We start from the raw sequence: 16,302 nt of genomic DNA on the forward strand, positions 1-16,302 counted from the left end.
CGCGGAGGACGCAGCGACTCTGCGTGAGAAGGCCGCGGCGGGGATTCCGAAAGCCGCGCTCGCACGCCAGTACGGGATCAGTCGGGAAACGGTCTTTGCCTACCTCCGAGCCGAAGTTTGATCGGTCTCATGGTCCTCAAGTAGCGACTTCGAGAGACCGTGCTCCCCGTCTTCGGCCGCAAACGGTCGGGTCCGTGCCTGTGCCTCCCTGGAAGGAAGATCGCCGGAGGATGATCTGCGATTCGCGTCAGCTGCCTGGCCTGCGGAGTCTCGACCATGATCTCCGAGGTCGACCCCGCGGGCGGCGAGACTCATCGATCTTGGGGAATAGGCGGTGTAACCGTGTCGTTCAACGGGGTATGAGAGCCCTCGTCGTCTATCTCGTTCTTGGAATCACGGATGAATCCGCAATGGCGCGCTATCGAACTCTGAGCACGGAGTCACTTCGTAAGGCTGGCGGGCACATGGTCGATCTGGCCCCGTATGCGACGCAGATCGACGGTCTGCCAACCCAGTGGTTGGGCGCCGTTGAGTTCGAAAGCGAGCACGCTGCCCGCGACTGGTATTTCGGCTCGGAATATCAGGAAGCTGTCAAAGCTCGGAAACAGGGCTCCGAACAGCTGGTCTTTCTCACGGTACTGCCATTCTCGCTCCGAGCCTCCGGCGGGGCAGCGGGGTGACCGCCTAAGTGTTGCTGGCCATGACGTTGTTGACGTCGGAGCAGGACGACCGCACTCCAGTGGCGCTGGCGGTCAGTCGTGCGACGGGATGCCAGCGAGTGCTCGCCCGGCGGATTCGAGTTCTGGGATTTGCGCACTGACGCGCGCGTGTTCGCGTTCGAATTCAGACAAGAGATCTTCGCATGCGGGCACGAGGAAGTTTCCGTGGGCAAGCTCTGCCAACCGCGCTGCGTCGTCCGACGTGTCATGTAGCGCCGCGGACAATGAGGCATTCTTCTCCGTAGATCACAGCCATTGTGCCTCGCAAAACCCCCCGCGTCATCTCGCTGAGACACTCTGCGTGGCGGTGTTCGACCGAATAGACGAAAGGTGCGTCAGCGTCCGGCGCGCCGAGCAAGTACCCATCGCTGCCACGACCGACGACCGGTTCGACAAGTAGGCTCACGCCATGACGCGCTCTCGACCTGGTCACCGTTCACGTCGGTTTACCGTGATCCTCGCTAGCGCCTTCATCCTCGCAAGTGCGACCGGTTGCAGCGCATCCGGCGACGTGACCAACAGTGGCTCAACTGAACAGCCCGTAACGGCAACAGAAACCCCGACAAGCGGGGCGACGGCGGAGTCAACCGCAGCCGATGATGAAAGAACCTGTGCGGGAGTGGGCGACGTGCAGACCATCCTGCACAACGTCCAATCCGCGTTCTACAGCGAACGCATGGAACAAGACGAGCTGGACCAGTGGGCGGCCCTTGCTCTTCGGATTCTCCACAACATCCCTGCCGCTGACGACGGTCAGGTCGCCGACGCCCTCGCCGTCGTGCAGGACGCTGCCACCGAGCCGCAGTCGCTCCTGACGCCCAGCGACATTCTCCTCTCCGCAGAAGAGGGCGCCCCCGGGGCTGAACTCTTAGCAGCGTGCGAAGCCGCGGGGTTCACGGTTGTCACGACCGGGTTCGTCGGAGGGTAACGCACCGGAGGGACCTAGTTGCTTGCAATGCGCCCTCCTCAGCTCGACCGCTAGCACGTGCGGTCGCGACACCAGCCGAAAGCCCCGGCGCGGAGTTCATCGTGTCGTCGTTCGCAGAGTCGCCGGAGGTGTTGGGGGTTTCGGTACCCGCTGCCCGCGCGACAGCGAGCTGAGTACCGCCCGAACTCCCTGGTTCTTGAGTGCCGTGCGCGCAGAGATGAACTGCTCGCGCAACCGGGTGTCCTTCCCCAGCTCGCCGAACACTGGCGCGTAGTCGAGGAGACTCCCCGGATGCTCGAGCTCCAGGCGCACGTGTGCGCGCAGTTCCTCGACACGGCGATCCACCATCGGGGTCGGCTCACCCGATTCCGTGCGACCCTCCAAGAACACACTCCACGCGGCGATCACGAGCACGCAGCGATCGATGCTCTGCCCTGCGGAGAGCCGATCGCGGACCACCGGCACGAGGAACTTCGCGATGCGATCAGACCCGTCCACCACCTGGCGGGCGAGCGTGTCTCGGATGGCATCGCTGCTGAACCGCGAGATCAGCGGCTGGCAGTACTCATCGAGCACGATCCCCGGCACCGGGCGCAGAGTGGGAATCGCTTCCTCGTGCATGTACCCGAGCAGGAACTCCACGAACAACGGATCGGTGCAGACGTCATGCACGAACTCCACGCCCGCGAGGATGCCGAGGTACCCCATCGCCTGGTGCGAGGCGTTGAGCAGACGCAGCTTCATCAGCTCGTACGGCTCGACATCAGCCACGATCTGCACGCCGACGTCTTCGAGCGCAGGGCGCCCAGCCGTGAAGGAATCCTCGAGCACCCACTGCTCGAACGACTCCGACCGCACCGGCCAGAGATCCTCCACGCCGAACTCCGCCGCGATATCGGTGCGGGTCTCATCTGTCATGGCCGGCGTGATCCGATCGACCATCGAACTCGGGAAGGCAACGTTGTCGGCGATCCATGCCGCGAACGCAACATCCTGATGTTCGGCGAATCCGAGCACGGCACGGCGCGCGACGTGTCCGTTGCCCTGGATGTTGTCGCACGACATCACGGTGAACGGCACCGTCCCGGCAGCGCGACGTTCCCGAAGGGCCGCAACCAAGAATCCGAGCACGCTGCGCGGCTCCGCCCCTGTGGGAGCTGCGAGATCGGCGAGCGTGTCCTCGTCGCGCGGGTCGAAAGCACCCGTGGCATCGTCGACGGAGTAGCCGCCCTCAGTGATCGTGAGTGACACGATCTTGGTTGCGGGGTCGATGAGCTTCGCGAGCACCACGCCCGGATCGTCCGGGGCGAACAGGTACTCGACGATGGAGCCGACGATCTGCGCGCGGCTCTCCCCGTCCGGCGACTTCGTCACCAGGGTGTAGAGGTTGTCCTGCGCGCTCAGGGCATCCCGCATTGCGCTGTCGAAAGGCAGCACGCCGACACCACAGATTCCCCACTCGGTGTCGCCCCGCTCCAGCAGGCGATCAAGATACATCGCTTGATGCGCACGATGGAACCCGCCCACCCCGAAGTGGACGATCCCCGCGCGGACGCGTGCAGTGTCGTACGTCGGCACGTGCACGCTGGGCGGCAGCGAGGCGAGTGCGCTTGCAGAGAGCTGGACCATGACGTTCCTTTCACAGATCCGCCCGCAACTGCCGGAGCAGCCGCGGGCGGATCACTTCGATCTGGACTCAATCGCAGGAGGAGCGGTAGACCGCATCCGCGCCTTCACTGTCGATGTTCTCGGCCGTGAGGACGGTGAACCCGGTCTGGATCTTCTCCTCGGTCGCGTCGCCATCGAGGGCTGCGATCGCCTGCGCGACACCGTCGGCGCCGATGGTCGCCGGCTGCTGGGCGACGAGCGCCTGAACGATGCCGTTGCGCAGCGCCTCGACCTGCGCGGGGCCCGCATCGAACCCGACGATCGTGACGTCATCCGTCTTGCCCGCCTGCTGCACGCCGGTGGCCGAGCCCTCTGCGGCGAACAGGTTCGCGGCGAAGATGCCCACGATGTCAGGGTCCTTCTGCAGTGCGGCCGTGACGATGCGCGCCGCCTCTGCCGGGTCATTGTGGCTGTACTGCACCCCGAGCGACTCGAACTTCGAGTCATCGGCTACGGCGCCCTCGAAGCCTTCGGCCCGAGCATCCGTCGTCGAGATGCCTGGCTCGTTGGACACGACGAGCACCTTGCCGCCCTCAGGATGAGCCTCCTGAATCGCCTGGAACGCGGCCTCGCCGCCGCCGACGTTGTCGCTCGCGATCTGGGACACCGCCATCGACGGGTCATCCAGTGTGGTGTCGACGAGGACGACCTTGATACCGGCATCCGCTGCCGCCTGGATCGGCGCCTGCATCGCCGCGACATCTGTCGGCGCGATGAGCAGGGCGTCCGGCTTCGAGCCGACGATCGCGTCGACAACCGGCTTCTGCAGCGTGGGGTCGAACTCGGCCGGACCCTGCGTCGTCACTGTCGCGCCAGCGGCCTCTGCCGCCTCTTCGACTCCGCACTGCATGGAGATGTAGAACTCATCCCCGGCAACGCCCTGGATGAATGCGATGGTGTAACCGTCATCGCCGCTGTCGCCGCCACCTGCTGGCGGAGTCGCCGAGGAACATCCCGCGAGGACGAGAGTTGCCGCAGCACCGATGCTGAAAGCTGTCTTGCTCCACTTCATTGTGATCTACCGTTCTTGTCTTGATGGTTGGGAGGGAGGGTGAAACGTTTGGGGGCTAGCTGGAGTTGCCGGGGCCGAGCAGTCTTCGCCAGAGGCTCTGCGTGTTGCCCCGGAGTGCGGCGGACCGACGCAGCTGGTCGACGTAGACCGCGATGATCAGCACCGCACCGACGGCAACCTGCTGCCAGAAGGGCTGCACGCCGTTGATCACGAAGCCGTTCTGCAGCACCGCGGGGATGAAGAGGCCCACGACGGTGCCGATGATCGTGCCAACGCCGCCGAACAGCGAGGTGCCGCCGATCACGACCGCAGCGATGACGTTGAGGTTCGTCTGCGACTGTCCGGCGATCGCCGTGGTGCTGAACTGCGACAGCGACAGGATGCCGGCGAGACCGGCGAGAGCACCAGACATGGCGTAGATCTTGATGAGCTGACGATCGACTTTCACGCCGACGCGGCGGGCGGCCACCTCGCTCGACCCGACGGCGAGCGTGTACAGGCCGAACTTCGTGAACGCGAGCACGATCGCACCGATCACCACTACAACGAGGGCGATGACCGAGATGGTCGGAACGGTGCCGAACACGTTTCCGTATCCGATGCTCTGCGTGAGGACGGCCGGGACCTCGCGGATGTCCACGCCGCCGGTGATGATCTGGGCGAGGCCGAGCGCCATGCCGAGTGAGCCGAGGGTGACGATCAGCGGTGGGATCTTCGCCTTCGCGATGAGGAAGCCGTTGAGCAGTCCCCAGGCGAGACCGGAGCCGACAGCGACCAGGACGCCGACTGCGGCGACTCCCCATCCCTGTCCGCCCATCTCGCGCATGACGATTGCCGAGATCACGCCGGAGAACACGAGAACCGATCCGATGGAGAGGTCGATTCCGGCTGTGATGATGACGTAGGCCATACCGACGCCGAGCACGGCGAGGATCGAGGCGTTCTGAATGATGAGGCGGAAGTTCGACCACTGCGCGAAGGTGTCAGGGGCGAGGAAGCTGAAGATGGTGACGATGGCCAAGAGCACGAGGAGGATCTGGAAGGCCTGCGTCCGCAGAGTGCGCCGAGCGAAGCCGACCTTCGGCTCGAGCGTGCCGATCGTCACCGTCTCGGTCGGTGGCAGCTTGATGCTCATGCGTTTTCCTCTTTCGTGACCGCGCCGGTCATGAGCCCCACGAGCTCCTCCATGCTGGTGTCCTGTGTCTTGACGTTCGCGACGCGCGTCCCGAGACGCAGCACCTGCACACGGTCGGAGACCTCGATCACGTGCGGCATCGAGTGGCTGATGAACACGACGGCGATGCCCTTGTCCCGTACCCGCCGGATGGTGTCGAGCACGTTCTTGGTCTGGCGCACACCGAGCGCGGCTGTCGGCTCGTCGAGGAAGACCACGCGGCTCGCCCAGTGCACCGCTCTGGCGATGGCGATCGCCTGGCGTTGGCCTCCGGACATGTCTCCGACGGGCGACGACAGCGACCGCACGGTCGCCCCGAGCTCATCGAAGGCAGCGCGGGACTGCTCCCGCATCTCCTTCTTCTTCATGAAGCCGAGCAACCCGCCGATTCCGTCCGCTGCGAGCTCGCGGCCGAGGTACATGTTCTGCACCGGGTCGAGGTGCGGTGCGAGAGCGAGGTCCTGATAGACCGTTTCGATCCCGAGTGCGCTCACCGCTGACGGCGTGCTCATGTCGAGCTCCTTGCCGTCGAACTTGATCGTTCCCGAATCGACCGCGAGGTTGCCGGAGAGTGCCTTCACGAGCGTGGACTTACCAGCACCGTTGTCGCCGATCAGTGCTGTCACTTCGCCCGGATAGACCTCGAAGTCGGTGTTGCTCAAGGCACGAACGTGCCCGAACTGCCGGGAGAGACCCCTGGCTTCGAGGACAGGCACAGCTGCGGTCGTCATCGCGCAACCCTTTCGTCGGTGGTGGGGGACGCTGCCGGGTTCGGCAGGTCGGAAGTCTGTGTGACGTGGACGATCAGGTCGGCTCTGTCACGGCATTGCTCCACCAGGTGAGCGTTGGCGAGGTCGACATCACGCACCCACGCTGTCGCAGCCTCGATCGAGTCGCCGTGCGCCCTGCGGCGGAGCACGAGGCGCTCCTCGAGCACGTCGGCCGGCTCATCGAGGTACCAGATCTCGTCGAGGTTCTCAGCGACGGCATCCCACCCGTGCGTTCCGTGCAGCAGGTAGTTTCCTTCGGTGATCACGAGCGGGACGGATGCCGAGATGCCGACCGCACCGCCGATCGACTCCTCGAGGCTGCGGTCGAACACCGGGGCGTAGATCGTACCTTCGGTCTGCGCGCTCAGCCGGGCCAGCAGGTGCACGTAGCCGCCGACATCGAAGGTGTCTGGTGCACCCTTGCGCTCGCGGCGTCCGAGCCGGTTGAGCTCGTTGTTGGCGAGGTGGAATCCATCCATGCCGACGAGCACTGCGCTGTCGCCGAGGGCTGCGATCAACGCGGCACAGAGGGTGGATTTGCCGGCGCCGGGAGCGCCAGTGATGCCGAGGATCCGCCGCCCGCCAAGCGCGCTGAGCGCACGGGCACGACGCACCAGCGCTGCGACGCTTTCACTGACGGGTGCCGTCGTTGACGGGGAGTTGGTACTCACGACGCCGTGTCTCCTTCCCGATGGTGGCTACATCGCTCAACAAGTGGGTTTTGAGCAACGTACGCCGTCCATGTCACCGGTGTCAAGCCTGGTTCCAGGAAAATCATGTCACCGGTGTCTTCCCTGTCGATCTCTGACTAGTATGACGACGACATCGCCCCATTCCGCGGGGGCGGATCCGCCCACCTCACGCTTCAGCGTCGAACAGAGAGAACAAGCCCATGAACGTTTCCACCGGTCGCACCATCCTCGTCACCGGAGCGGGGGGTGGAATCGGCGGCGCTACAGTCCGCCAGCTCGTCCACGAGGGCTTCGACGTCATCGCCGCTGGTCGTACCGCGGACTCCGTCGAGGCGATCGTCGCTGAAACCGGAGCCCGCCCACTGGTCTTCGACCTGGAATCCGAAGGCGAGATCGCCGCGGCCATCGAAGGGCTCAACCTCTACGGCGTCGTCAACTGCGGCGGCTGGGGCGGCGAGATCGCCACGCCCATGGAGACCGATATCGCCGTCTTCGACAAGGTCATGTCGATCAACGCACGCGGTTCGCTCCTGGTCACCAAGTACGCCTCACGCCAGATGATCCGCCTGGGCAACGGCGGATCGATCGTCAACGTGTCGAGCCAGGCGAGCCTGGTCGCGCTCAGTGGCCATATCTCGTACGGCTCATCGAAGGCGGCACTCGACAACATCACCCGCGTCTCGGCCCTGGAACTCGGGCAGTATGGCATTCGCGTCAACAGCGTGAACCCGACCGTCGTGATGACCCCGATGTCGGCCTGGTACTGGGGTCGGCCCGAGATCGAGGGCCCGTTCCTTGAGGCCATGCCGCTGCACCGCTGGGCGACCGAAGAGGACATCGCGGCGCCCATCGTCTTCCTGCTCGGCGACGGCGCCGCCATGATCTCCGGCATCTCGCTCCCCATCGACGGCGGCTACAGCAGCCGCTGAGGAGTGCTCCAGTCCGGGAGTCAGCTCTCGGACTGGAGCACTGCCAGCACACAGTCGAGTTGCCGGTCGGTTGACAGACGTGCGTCGACCCTGATGACGTCCACACCGATCCGCGGGGCAGCATCTTCCGGCCGATGGGCGTCTCTCGCGGCTCCACGCTGCGCACGTCGAGCCGCGAACAACTCCGGGTCTCCGTCGATGTGCACGACGCGGATCTCGGCCGGCGCGAGCGCCTGTGTGAGCGCCGCCCACCCGGCGCCGCCCTGCAGTTCTGCGGTGAACGGTGCGACCATCACGACAGCCCCTGCACCGCGCAGCGCATCCTTCGCCGTCTCACGCATCACCGCGTATCGACCTGCCCTGACCTGAGCCGCGTAGGCGCCTCCCAACCAGTGCCCTCCGAGCGCGCCTTCGAGGTGATCGAGCAGTGGATTCGTGAGCGAGTCCAGATCCAGAAGCGGAGCACGCAGGGCGACGGCAATTGCGCGCCCGAGTGTGGTCTTACCGCTGCCGGCAATCCCGGTCACTGCGATCGCGATCGGATTCGACAGTTGACAGATTGTGGTCATACACTCACGATAGACCTATCGAGACACCGGTGTCATGGCTGATTTTCCGGTGTTCTTTCAGATTCTGACCTAGACGAAGGACCCGCCCGTGACCGATGACGTGAAGGCGCTGTTCGGCGTGCCATCACCGCCTCCGACAGCCCCCTCGGCACCCAGCCGACTGGTGGCAGGAATCGACCTCGGGAGCACGGGGATGAAGCTCCTGGTGTTGGATCGCGAAGGTGCCGAGGTGCTCGTCGAGCAGGTGCCGACACCCTGGCGATCGGGCGCTGGAGGAACGACCGAGATGGATGCCGCGAGCCTGCTGTCAGCCGTGGAGGTACTCCTGCGACGCGTGTCCGAGCGCCTCGCCGAGATCACGCCGCACCCGATCGGCGCGATCGGCATCTCCGGCATGGGTGAGACCGGGATGGTCATCGATGAGAGCGGCGAGGCGATCGCTCCGGCCTTCGCCTGGTTCGATCCGCGAGGCGCCGAGCAGGTCGCTGGATTCCCGGCATCCGTTCGTGAGTCGTTCGCCGGGCGCACCGGACTCCCGCTGGGCGTCCAGGTCACCGCGACGAAACTCGCGTACCTCCGCGACAGCGGGCTTCCGCTCGCCGGTCGGCGCTGGCTGAACCTTCCGGAGTTTCTCGCCGCCGCGCTCGGAGGAGACATCGCCCTCGAGTACTCACTCACATCTCGCACCGGACTGCTCGACCAGGATCGTGGCGTCGCCTGGGCGGAGATGCTCAGTGCACTCGGCGTCGACGAGTCGTTCCTGCCGCCGCTGCGCGATGCCGGAGCGGACTGGGGTCGCGTCTCCGAATCGTACGGTCGAACGTTCGCCGGGGCACGGCTCACCGTCGCCGGCCACGACCATCTGGTCGCAGCTCAGGCCAGCGGGGCGTTGGACTCCGGAAATCACCACGTCTCGCTCGGCACAGCCGAGGTACTGCTTCGGGTGATCGACGGTCCACTCGGTTTCGAAGCCAGACAGCGCCTCGCCGAGCACCTGATCAACGAGGTGCGCCATGTCGTACCGGGCAGGCAGGTGCTCGTGGCCGGCGTGAAGACAGGACTGCTACTGCGGCGGGTGCTGCAGCTCGCCGGCATCAACGACCGGGCAGGCCGAGACGCGCTGGATGCCGCAGTGATGGCGCTTCCGTTCGAAGGCGACGTCGCCGCCGGCGGCATCGAAGTCAGCGGTGCTCGGAACGATGACGGCGTCCTCGGTTTGACGCTCCGGAGCGACGGCGTCAGCCCGGCCGAGGTCTTCAACGCCGTGCTCCGCCACAGCAACGACGAGATCCAGATCCTCATCGACGCGATGGATCGAGAGGTCCCGGCCGCGCACGCGGCGACCCTGACCGGAGGATGGGCCGGCATGGCATCCGTCCAGCGCGCTCGGTCCCGTGTCCTTCCGAACATCACCGTCTCAACCCGCGAGCAGGACACCGCCTACGGTGCCGCGCTCACGGCATCCCGCCTGCTCGATCACACGTCGAAACAGACTCCAGACCACCACAGAGGAGATACCAGAATGTCAACGCTCACCACCCTCGAACGCCGCGCGATGCAGTCCATCTCGACGGCAGACGGCCACATGCTCATCGTCGCCGCCGATCAGCGCAACGGCATGAAGGCCGTCGTGAAGGATGCCCCGAACGGTTCCGACGCCATCACCCGCAGCGAGCTCGCCGAGATCAAGGCCGACCTCGTCCGTCATCTCGCGAACAACGCCCCCGCGATTCTGCTGGACCCCGAGGTCGCGCTCCCCGCCATCATCGACGCCGGGGTACTCGGACGCGGCACCGCGCTCGTCGTCGGCATGGATGCATCCGGCTTCGAGACCGTCGACGGGCTCAAGTACACGCGCTACGTACCGGGTGTCACCGCTCGCACGGTGCGCGACCTGGGTGGCAGCGTCGCGAAGATGCTCTTCTACACGCGTCCGGATCGGCAGGATGCCGACTCCCGCGTCGCTCGGGAGATCCGTGACCTCGTCGCCGCTTGCAACGAAGAGGGGGTGCTCCTCATCGTCGAACTGTTGACCTATCAGCTCGAGGGCGAGAGCGACGAGGAGTACGCGGCGAAGTTCCCGTCGTTGGTGATCGACGGCGCGAAGCTCGCCGCCGATGCCGGTGCGAAGGTGCTCAAGCTGCAGTACCCCGGCTCTGCCGAGGCATCCGCTGCAGTGACGGCCGCCGCGGCCGGTGTTCCGTGGGCCGTGCTCTCGGCCGGCGTCGACCACGAGACGTTCATCGTCCAGGTCGCAACAGCGATGGCCAACGGCGCCAGCGGAGCGATGGCCGGTCGCTCATTGTGGAAGGACAGTCTCTCGTTCGACGAAACCTCCCGTGAGGATCTTCTCGTCCACCGTGCGCTGCCCCGACTGCACGAACTGCGAGCGGCCGTCGACGGCTCAGCGGCCTGACTCGTCTGGGTCCGGCCGGGGGCGCCGGACCCAGACGGTAACGTTTCCCCTGGGCCTGGCCCGAACCGAAGGAATGCGGAGGTGCACGTGGCGACGATGCGTGAGGTCGCAGCGCGAGCGGGCGTGAGCGCGAAGACCGTGTCCCGCGTCTTCAACGACGATCCGCACGTGCTGCCGGAGACCAGAGCACTCGTCGAGCGGGTCATGCGCGAGCTCAACTACGTGCCGAATGTGCTGGCGACGACGTTCCGCTCCGGTCGGACCTCGGTCATCGGCGTCGCCGTGCCGGATATCGTCGATCCGTTCTTCGCCGCGATCGCTCGCGCCGTCGAGAAGGTCGCCAGGGAACAGGGCATGTCCACGATCGTCACGAGTGTCGGAGATGACCCGGACGATGAGCGGCCGACTCTCGAGTCGCTTCTCAGCCGTCAGCTCTCCGGGCTCGTCGTCGCCCCCGTCGGCACGGATCACTCGTGGCTGAAGCGCTGGCAGGAGCACACGCCCATCGTCTGCGTCGACCGCGCGCCGATCGGGCTGACCGCTGACACCTTCACCGAAGACGATGCAACGGGCGCCTACCTGGCGACCCAGCATCTGATCGAGCACGGACACCGATGCATCGCCTACCTGGGTGACGCCATCCACCTGTCCACCGAGACCAAGCGACTCGGCGGCTGGCGCAGGGCTCTCACCGAGGCCGGCCTTGTGGGTCATGACGACCTCGTCGCGGTGCACGCCTCGGACGTCGCAACGACCAGGGCCGCTGTCGAGCAGCTTCGTTCACTGGATGATCCACCGACGGCGATCTTCTCGGCCAACGCCCGCTGCACCATGGCGCTCGTCCACGTGCTGCGCGACGACCCGCTCGCGCTCGTCAGCTTCGGCGACTTCCCGATGGCAGACATCCTCACACCATCGATCACGGTGATCGATCAGGACCCGGCGCGCATCGGCACCCTCGCAGCGGAGCGGGTGCTCGCACGCCTGCAGGACCCGACGGCCGAACTCGAGCGGGTCAACGTGATCGATGTCGCGTTGGTGGAACGGGATTCCTGCCGCGTCAGCTGAGCGCGATGAGACTGATCGTCGGCGAGCATGGATCGTGCCGTCTCTCAACGTTCCGGATCAAGAACTGCCCGAACCAAGCAGTTCCAGGGCGGCATCAATACGCCCGACCAGTCACGGTGGTGCCTGTCTTCTCGCGCATCGGCTTCGCGCGCGCTGACCACGAGTTCCGACCGATCGGAATCCCGTTGTCGGCACGATTCGCAACCGACGACCGCACCGACCAAGGAGCGCATCTACACTCACGGTCCGCTGCGTGCGAGCGGCCGACGCTGGCGTTCGATGCCTCGGAATAGTGGATACCGCCAAGAGACAGCGGAGTCGCCGTGCCTTGACGCACCGGAGCGTGCTGCGATCCTCGCACCTCCATGAGCGGCCCGTGCCACCGCCAGGCCGTGGCCCTGGGCGGCGCGGCACCCGTCGTGCATTTCGCGCTCGAACGCTCCCACCTTGTCGAAGGCGAATCCGTGCTCGTGCGGGGCGCCGCCGGGAGCATCGGCCTGGCCGGCGTTGAGCTGGGTACTCGCATCGGCGCCGCGACCTTCGCCGTCACCACGTCGTCTCCCGAACGCGGAGAGCGACTGCGCGCGTTCGGCGCCACCCACGTGCGCGCCCGCGCCGGCACGGGCGACCCGACGGCCCCGGCCGAGTTCGACGTCATCCTCGACATCGTCGGCGGTGCCGATCTTCCCCGGTTCATCGAGCGACTCGCGCCCAATGGCAGCCTGATCGCCGTGGGCGTGGTCGGCGGATTGCAGCCCGCTGACTTCGGTACGGCACTTCTGTCCGGCTTCCGCCGATTGATCACCTTCGGAACGCTCAGCCTCGAAACCGTGCCACGCGACGAGCTCACCCGGGTACGCGGTGAGATATTCGACGACGCCGTTCGCGGCACCCTCTCCCCTGTGGTTAACGACACCTTCCCACTGGGCGTCGCCGCCGAGGCGTACCGACTCATGGATGCCGGTGAGGTTTTCGGGCGCATCCTGCTCGAACCTCACGGAAACGCCGGGTGAACGGCGAGTATTGGCGCCGCGCGCTGTCGCACGATCCCGCCGCGTTCACAACCTGACCGTTGGCATCCAGGGCAAGCGAATTATGTGGTTCGAGCCATCGTAGACGCGCGTCAGTTGCTCCCGCCACGAATGGGGCTTAGAGTTCAACAGCGACAACGCCATGGCTCGAGCCGGGTTTCCCCAAGCCCCACTGCATAGGCGCATGGCTGTGTTGCAGGAATATCGTTGCGGCTGCCGGATCCCGACCTCAGATTGGTCAAACTGGACGTATGACGTCAACAACTGGCACCGGCTCGAGGGGTTCTTACGCGAAGAGCGCGAAGGTCCGTGAATCGATCGTGCACGCCGCCTTCCAGACCTTTGCCATGGAGGGCTATCACAATGGCTCTCTTCGAGACGTCGCTGCCAAGGCGAACATGAGCGAAGCGGGCCTGCTCCACCACTTCCCCTCCAAAGCTGATCTCCTCATCGCCGTTCTGAGGCACCGCGATGACGAAGCCCGGGCGACATTCGGCTTCGACCCTGAAACCGGCCGCCAGGCACTGGGCGAGCTTGTTGCCCTGGCCCGGTTCAACACGACGATCGCGGGGGTGGTCGAACTCTTCTGCGTTCTCGCGGCCGAGTCGACATCGCCACGACACCCCGCCCACCAGTACTTTCAGGATCGCTACGTGCAGGTGCGCGGGATGATCTCTCGGGCACTCACCGTGATGCACCAAAGAGGCGAGTTGAGAGATGGTGTCGATGTCGACATCGCAGCTTCCCGAGCGGTAGCACTGTGGGACGGGCTGCAGATCCAGTGGCTGTACGACCGGGAGGTGGTGGATACCGCCAGCGAAGTCCGCCTCTTCTTCACCGGGCTGCTGCGTGAGGGCGTTGAACTGTCACCACCGACGGTCTAACTAATAGAGACAGACCGCGCCGGGGAAGCGGTTTCGTGTCTCATCTCACCGCACTTTCAATGAGGTCTGCGGCAGACTGCACCGCATCTCGCCTCATGGAGTGCCCGACCAATCGGGCTCGAGCTCTCGTCTCCTCCGCCAAAGCGTGCGTTACGGCCTGCAAGAGCCGGTCGTAGTCAAGCTCGCTGAATTCGAAAGTTGTCCCGGAGCCGAGTGCCGCTATGCGGCCACCCCAAAATGGCTGGTCGTAACTCACCGAGCAAATCACAGCGGGTATCCCGGCCCGCGAGCTAGCCGCAGTCGTGCCGGCGCCGCCGTGATGCACGACTGCAGCGCACATGGGCATCAACAGTTCGTGATTGACGGCACCAACCGCGAGTATTCGGTCGTCCGAGATCCCGGCGGCGGACAGGCCTCCCCATCCTGAACTGACGATGGCGCGAGTACCCGTTTCGTGAGCGACCCGCTCGATCATTTGCATGACCGCGTGTGGATCTCCTACGGGCATGCTGCCGAATCCATAAAGAACGGGCGCCTCGCCACCCTGGATCCATCGGACAACGACGTCATCGACATCCGTCTCGCCGAGCGCTTCACGAACTTCCCCGGGGATGATGAGAGACCCCACGATCGGCGTGGTCTGCTCGCTAGGTAACGCGGGCACCAGAGCATGATCGAACGCCTGAATCTCCAGGGCCGGCGGCGGCGTTCGCCCGCGAAAACCGGAGAGCGCCCTCGTCAGCTGGATGTGGCCACGCATGGCCCGGCGCCAGTGGAGCCGAAGATTTGCGCCGGAGAGCCAGTTTCGAAAAGAGCCAGAATCGCGATCAAACGATAGCGGATGTGGGACTGCCCGCGATGGTCGAACGGGGATGGTTTGTATAGCTACGAGAGGTACGCGCCGTTGTGCTGCAATCACCTCGGCGATGTGCTGGGTGAGCCAGGACGCGATGATGACGTCGCTGTCGCTACAGGCAGCGATTGCATCGCGGATGACACTGGTGCCGTCGTACAGCGCGCGAACTACAGCGCGCGACAGCTTTCGGCCCGAACGAGCCATCATGATTGCGGCGCCCTCTTCCGAAACAACCATTTCACGCATGTCTCGCCCGAGCGGAAGGGTTGTCAGGTCGAACGCCTGCGGGATGTCGTGCGTGCCCGGGGAACTAGCAAGGCGCACTATGTGACCTCGACGCTGAAGCTCTGACCCCAGCACGCTCATTGGCTGGGCGTCCCCTCGGGTGCCGAAGGCAAGCAGGGTCACGCGCATCTAGAATGCCGCCTCTCCTTCGCGGGCTCAGTTGGCTCCTGGGACAACTTCGATGTACATCGACTCGTCGCTTCGATGAGCCTGATCGAGCGCTGCGACGTCCGCACGAGCACCTTGGCCGAAAGACATGCGTTCTACTTCTGCTGCCCGGAATCCTGCTTCCGTTAGCGCGAAAACCACCTCGTCGAAATCGTAGATCCACTGATGCCCGTAGAAGGCGAAAATCTGGTTGACCATGAATGCGCGCCTTGTCGGCATCGCTGGAAGTGGCAGGTTCTCATCGACGATGCGACGGTGATCATCAAAAAAGCTCCCCGAGAGGTATCCGCGCATGTAGAGCTCAAGGTCGGGTGTTGACAGTCGAAGGACACCCCCAGGGCGAAGGATCCGTCTCGCCTCCGTGAGCCAGGCGATTGCATCGCGGAGAGAGAGGTGCTCTAAGAGATGCTCGGCGTAAATCCAATCGAAGGTGTCATCATCGAATGGCAACGGATCGGTGACGTCCGCCTGAACGAATCTCCAGCGGCCGTCTATCAGGTACATACGTCCAGGTTCCGTCGCAGTGGCCGTAGACCGCGCTGGGACAATATCGCTGCTCAGCCCCGAAGGGTGAGATGTCTTGAACGTCGCGAATTCGATACCATCGATCCCCAGGTCGGAGATGTCATCGCGACGGAACGGACGCTCCAAGGGCGACGGCGAGACAGACTCGAACGTGGCCAAGTCGTCCATGATCTGCTCGACGCTCTCGTCTGCCACACGCGGGTCAGACCAATCCCACTCCGCAACCACGAATACCCCCTCCGGTATGTGACGGTGGCCACTACTGAAGATCAGGGCCGCCGCTCGCACCTACACTCAAGCGGCGTCGACCATGCCTGTCAACCAGCGACCGCTGACTGTTGCGACAATCAGCGATGCAGACCGGGCCGCGCAGCATACATTCATACGCGGCCGGATGATCTCCATCACGTTCGTGGCGAGGATCGACAGGTCAACCCTCGCCATGATCCCGCTGCGATAGCAGGAGCATCCCTCACGGCTCGATACACGCTGTCCCGCACGGCGCCCCTCCAATGCCACTAGCGCGTAGACACCGATCCCGCCAACAAAGAGGGGGCGAGTAGCTGAGGACCGGGGATGCGAGGTCGAAGTGTCCGCTCGACAACTTG

General features: G+C 65.0%; 16 protein-coding genes. 8 read left to right on the plus strand and 8 right to left on the minus strand.

The window, feature by feature from the left end; translation table 11 throughout:
* Positions 1-19: 19 nt before the first annotated feature.
* From ABS642_RS10705 to ABS642_RS10715, 3 genes are all read left to right on the plus strand, one after another.
* Positions 20-121 (plus strand): helix-turn-helix domain-containing protein, encoded by a 102-nt coding sequence (locus ABS642_RS10705; protein WP_350353425.1) that lies wholly within the window; start codon positions 20-22, stop codon positions 119-121.
* Between the two features lie 238 nt (positions 122-359).
* Positions 360-680, plus strand: coding sequence for a DUF1330 domain-containing protein (locus ABS642_RS10710; protein WP_350353327.1), 321 nt, complete (start codon positions 360-362; stop codon positions 678-680).
* Positions 681-1,395: 715 nt separating this feature from the next.
* Complete coding sequence (locus tag ABS642_RS10715) at positions 1,396-1,647, plus strand: hypothetical protein (protein ID WP_350353328.1); 252 nt, start codon at positions 1,396-1,398, stop codon at positions 1,645-1,647.
* A 96-nt stretch (positions 1,648-1,743) separates the two neighbouring features.
* On the opposite strand, the gene ABS642_RS10720 is transcribed toward ABS642_RS10715, so the two are convergent.
* The 5 genes from ABS642_RS10720 to ABS642_RS10740 form a co-directional block, all read right to left on the minus strand.
* Positions 1,744-3,276 (minus strand): mannitol dehydrogenase family protein, encoded by a 1,533-nt coding sequence (locus ABS642_RS10720; protein WP_350353329.1) that lies wholly within the window; start codon positions 3,274-3,276, stop codon positions 1,744-1,746.
* A 67-nt stretch (positions 3,277-3,343) separates the two neighbouring features.
* A complete protein-coding gene (locus ABS642_RS10725) occupies positions 3,344-4,327 on the minus strand; it encodes an ABC transporter substrate-binding protein (RefSeq protein WP_350353330.1) in 984 nt (327 codons plus the stop codon).
* A gap of 55 nt (positions 4,328-4,382) precedes the next feature.
* Positions 4,383-5,462 carry an ABC transporter permease gene (locus ABS642_RS10730; protein WP_350353331.1) on the minus strand — a complete coding sequence of 360 codons (1,080 nt, stop codon included), beginning with the start codon at positions 5,460-5,462 and terminating at the stop codon, positions 4,383-4,385.
* Positions 5,459-6,232 carry an ATP-binding cassette domain-containing protein gene (locus tag ABS642_RS10735; protein ID WP_350353332.1) on the minus strand — a complete coding sequence of 258 codons (774 nt, stop codon included), beginning with the start codon at positions 6,230-6,232 and terminating at the stop codon, positions 5,459-5,461. The genes ABS642_RS10730 and ABS642_RS10735 overlap by 4 nt, the downstream gene beginning before the upstream one ends.
* Entirely contained in the window at positions 6,229-6,942 is a 714-nt protein-coding gene (locus ABS642_RS10740; RefSeq protein ID WP_350353333.1) for a nucleoside/nucleotide kinase family protein, read from the minus strand. The genes ABS642_RS10735 and ABS642_RS10740 overlap by 4 nt, the downstream gene beginning before the upstream one ends.
* A gap of 221 nt (positions 6,943-7,163) precedes the next feature.
* On the opposite strand from ABS642_RS10740, the gene ABS642_RS10745 reads away from it, so the two are divergent.
* Positions 7,164-7,892, plus strand: a complete 729-nt coding sequence (locus ABS642_RS10745) for an SDR family oxidoreductase (protein ID WP_350353334.1) — start codon at positions 7,164-7,166, stop codon at positions 7,890-7,892.
* 20 nt (positions 7,893-7,912) lie between these two features.
* Here the strand turns inward: ABS642_RS10745 and ABS642_RS10750 are convergent, their stop codons facing one another.
* Positions 7,913-8,461 (minus strand): AAA family ATPase, encoded by a 549-nt coding sequence (locus ABS642_RS10750; protein WP_350353335.1) that lies wholly within the window; start codon positions 8,459-8,461, stop codon positions 7,913-7,915.
* Between the two features lie 88 nt (positions 8,462-8,549).
* Between ABS642_RS10750 and ABS642_RS10755 the strand changes: the two genes are divergently transcribed.
* The 4 genes from ABS642_RS10755 to ABS642_RS10770 all read left to right on the plus strand — a co-directional run bounded on the left by ABS642_RS10755 (position 8,550) and on the right by ABS642_RS10770 (position 13,860).
* Positions 8,550-10,877 carry an FGGY family carbohydrate kinase gene (locus ABS642_RS10755; RefSeq protein ID WP_350353336.1) on the plus strand — a complete coding sequence of 776 codons (2,328 nt, stop codon included), beginning with the start codon at positions 8,550-8,552 and terminating at the stop codon, positions 10,875-10,877.
* Positions 10,878-10,973: 96 nt separating this feature from the next.
* Entirely contained in the window at positions 10,974-11,945 is a 972-nt protein-coding gene (locus ABS642_RS10760) for a LacI family DNA-binding transcriptional regulator (RefSeq protein ID WP_350353426.1), read from the plus strand.
* A 392-nt stretch (positions 11,946-12,337) separates the two neighbouring features.
* On the plus strand, positions 12,338-12,958 hold the full coding sequence (locus ABS642_RS10765) for a zinc-binding dehydrogenase (protein WP_350353337.1): 621 nt from the start codon (positions 12,338-12,340) through the stop codon (positions 12,956-12,958).
* A 269-nt stretch (positions 12,959-13,227) separates the two neighbouring features.
* Positions 13,228-13,860, plus strand: coding sequence for a TetR/AcrR family transcriptional regulator (locus ABS642_RS10770; protein WP_350353338.1), 633 nt, complete (start codon positions 13,228-13,230; stop codon positions 13,858-13,860).
* A 40-nt stretch (positions 13,861-13,900) separates the two neighbouring features.
* Here ABS642_RS10770 and ABS642_RS10775 read toward each other — a convergent pair whose 3' ends face one another.
* Together ABS642_RS10775 and ABS642_RS10780 are read right to left on the minus strand one after the other, a co-directional pair.
* Entirely contained in the window at positions 13,901-15,130 is a 1,230-nt protein-coding gene (locus tag ABS642_RS10775) for a glycosyltransferase (RefSeq protein ID WP_350353339.1), read from the minus strand.
* A gap of 27 nt (positions 15,131-15,157) precedes the next feature.
* Entirely contained in the window at positions 15,158-15,922 is a 765-nt protein-coding gene (locus tag ABS642_RS10780) for a methyltransferase domain-containing protein (RefSeq protein ID WP_350353340.1), read from the minus strand.
* Positions 15,923-16,302: the final 380 nt, after the last annotated feature.

The sequence above is a fragment of the Microbacterium sp. A8/3-1 genome (genome assembly GCF_040267695.1).
GTDB lineage: Bacteria > Actinomycetota > Actinomycetes > Actinomycetales > Microbacteriaceae > Microbacterium > Microbacterium luteolum.

Bases quoted from the DNA above. Each gene is read 5' to 3' on its own strand.
- ABS642_RS10710 (WP_350353327.1), top strand. From the start codon at position 360: ATGAGAGCCCTCGTCGTCTATCTCGTTCTTGGAATCACGGATGAATCC.
- ABS642_RS10715 (WP_350353328.1), top strand. From the start codon at position 1,396: ATGGAACAAGACGAGCTGGACCAGTGGGCGGCCCTTGCTCTTCGGATT.
- ABS642_RS10720 (WP_350353329.1), bottom strand. From the start codon at position 3,276: ATGGTCCAGCTCTCTGCAAGCGCACTCGCCTCGCTGCCGCCCAGCGTG.
- ABS642_RS10725 (WP_350353330.1), bottom strand. From the start codon at position 4,327: ATGAAGTGGAGCAAGACAGCTTTCAGCATCGGTGCTGCGGCAACTCTC.
- ABS642_RS10730 (WP_350353331.1), bottom strand. From the start codon at position 5,462: ATGAGCATCAAGCTGCCACCGACCGAGACGGTGACGATCGGCACGCTC.
- ABS642_RS10735 (WP_350353332.1), bottom strand. From the start codon at position 6,232: ATGACGACCGCAGCTGTGCCTGTCCTCGAAGCCAGGGGTCTCTCCCGG.
- ABS642_RS10745 (WP_350353334.1), top strand. From the start codon at position 7,164: ATGAACGTTTCCACCGGTCGCACCATCCTCGTCACCGGAGCGGGGGGT.
- ABS642_RS10750 (WP_350353335.1), bottom strand. From the start codon at position 8,461: ATGACCACAATCTGTCAACTGTCGAATCCGATCGCGATCGCAGTGACC.
- ABS642_RS10760 (WP_350353426.1), top strand. From the start codon at position 10,974: ATGCGTGAGGTCGCAGCGCGAGCGGGCGTGAGCGCGAAGACCGTGTCC.
- ABS642_RS10770 (WP_350353338.1), top strand. From the start codon at position 13,228: ATGACGTCAACAACTGGCACCGGCTCGAGGGGTTCTTACGCGAAGAGC.
- ABS642_RS10775 (WP_350353339.1), bottom strand. From the start codon at position 15,130: ATGCGCGTGACCCTGCTTGCCTTCGGCACCCGAGGGGACGCCCAGCCA.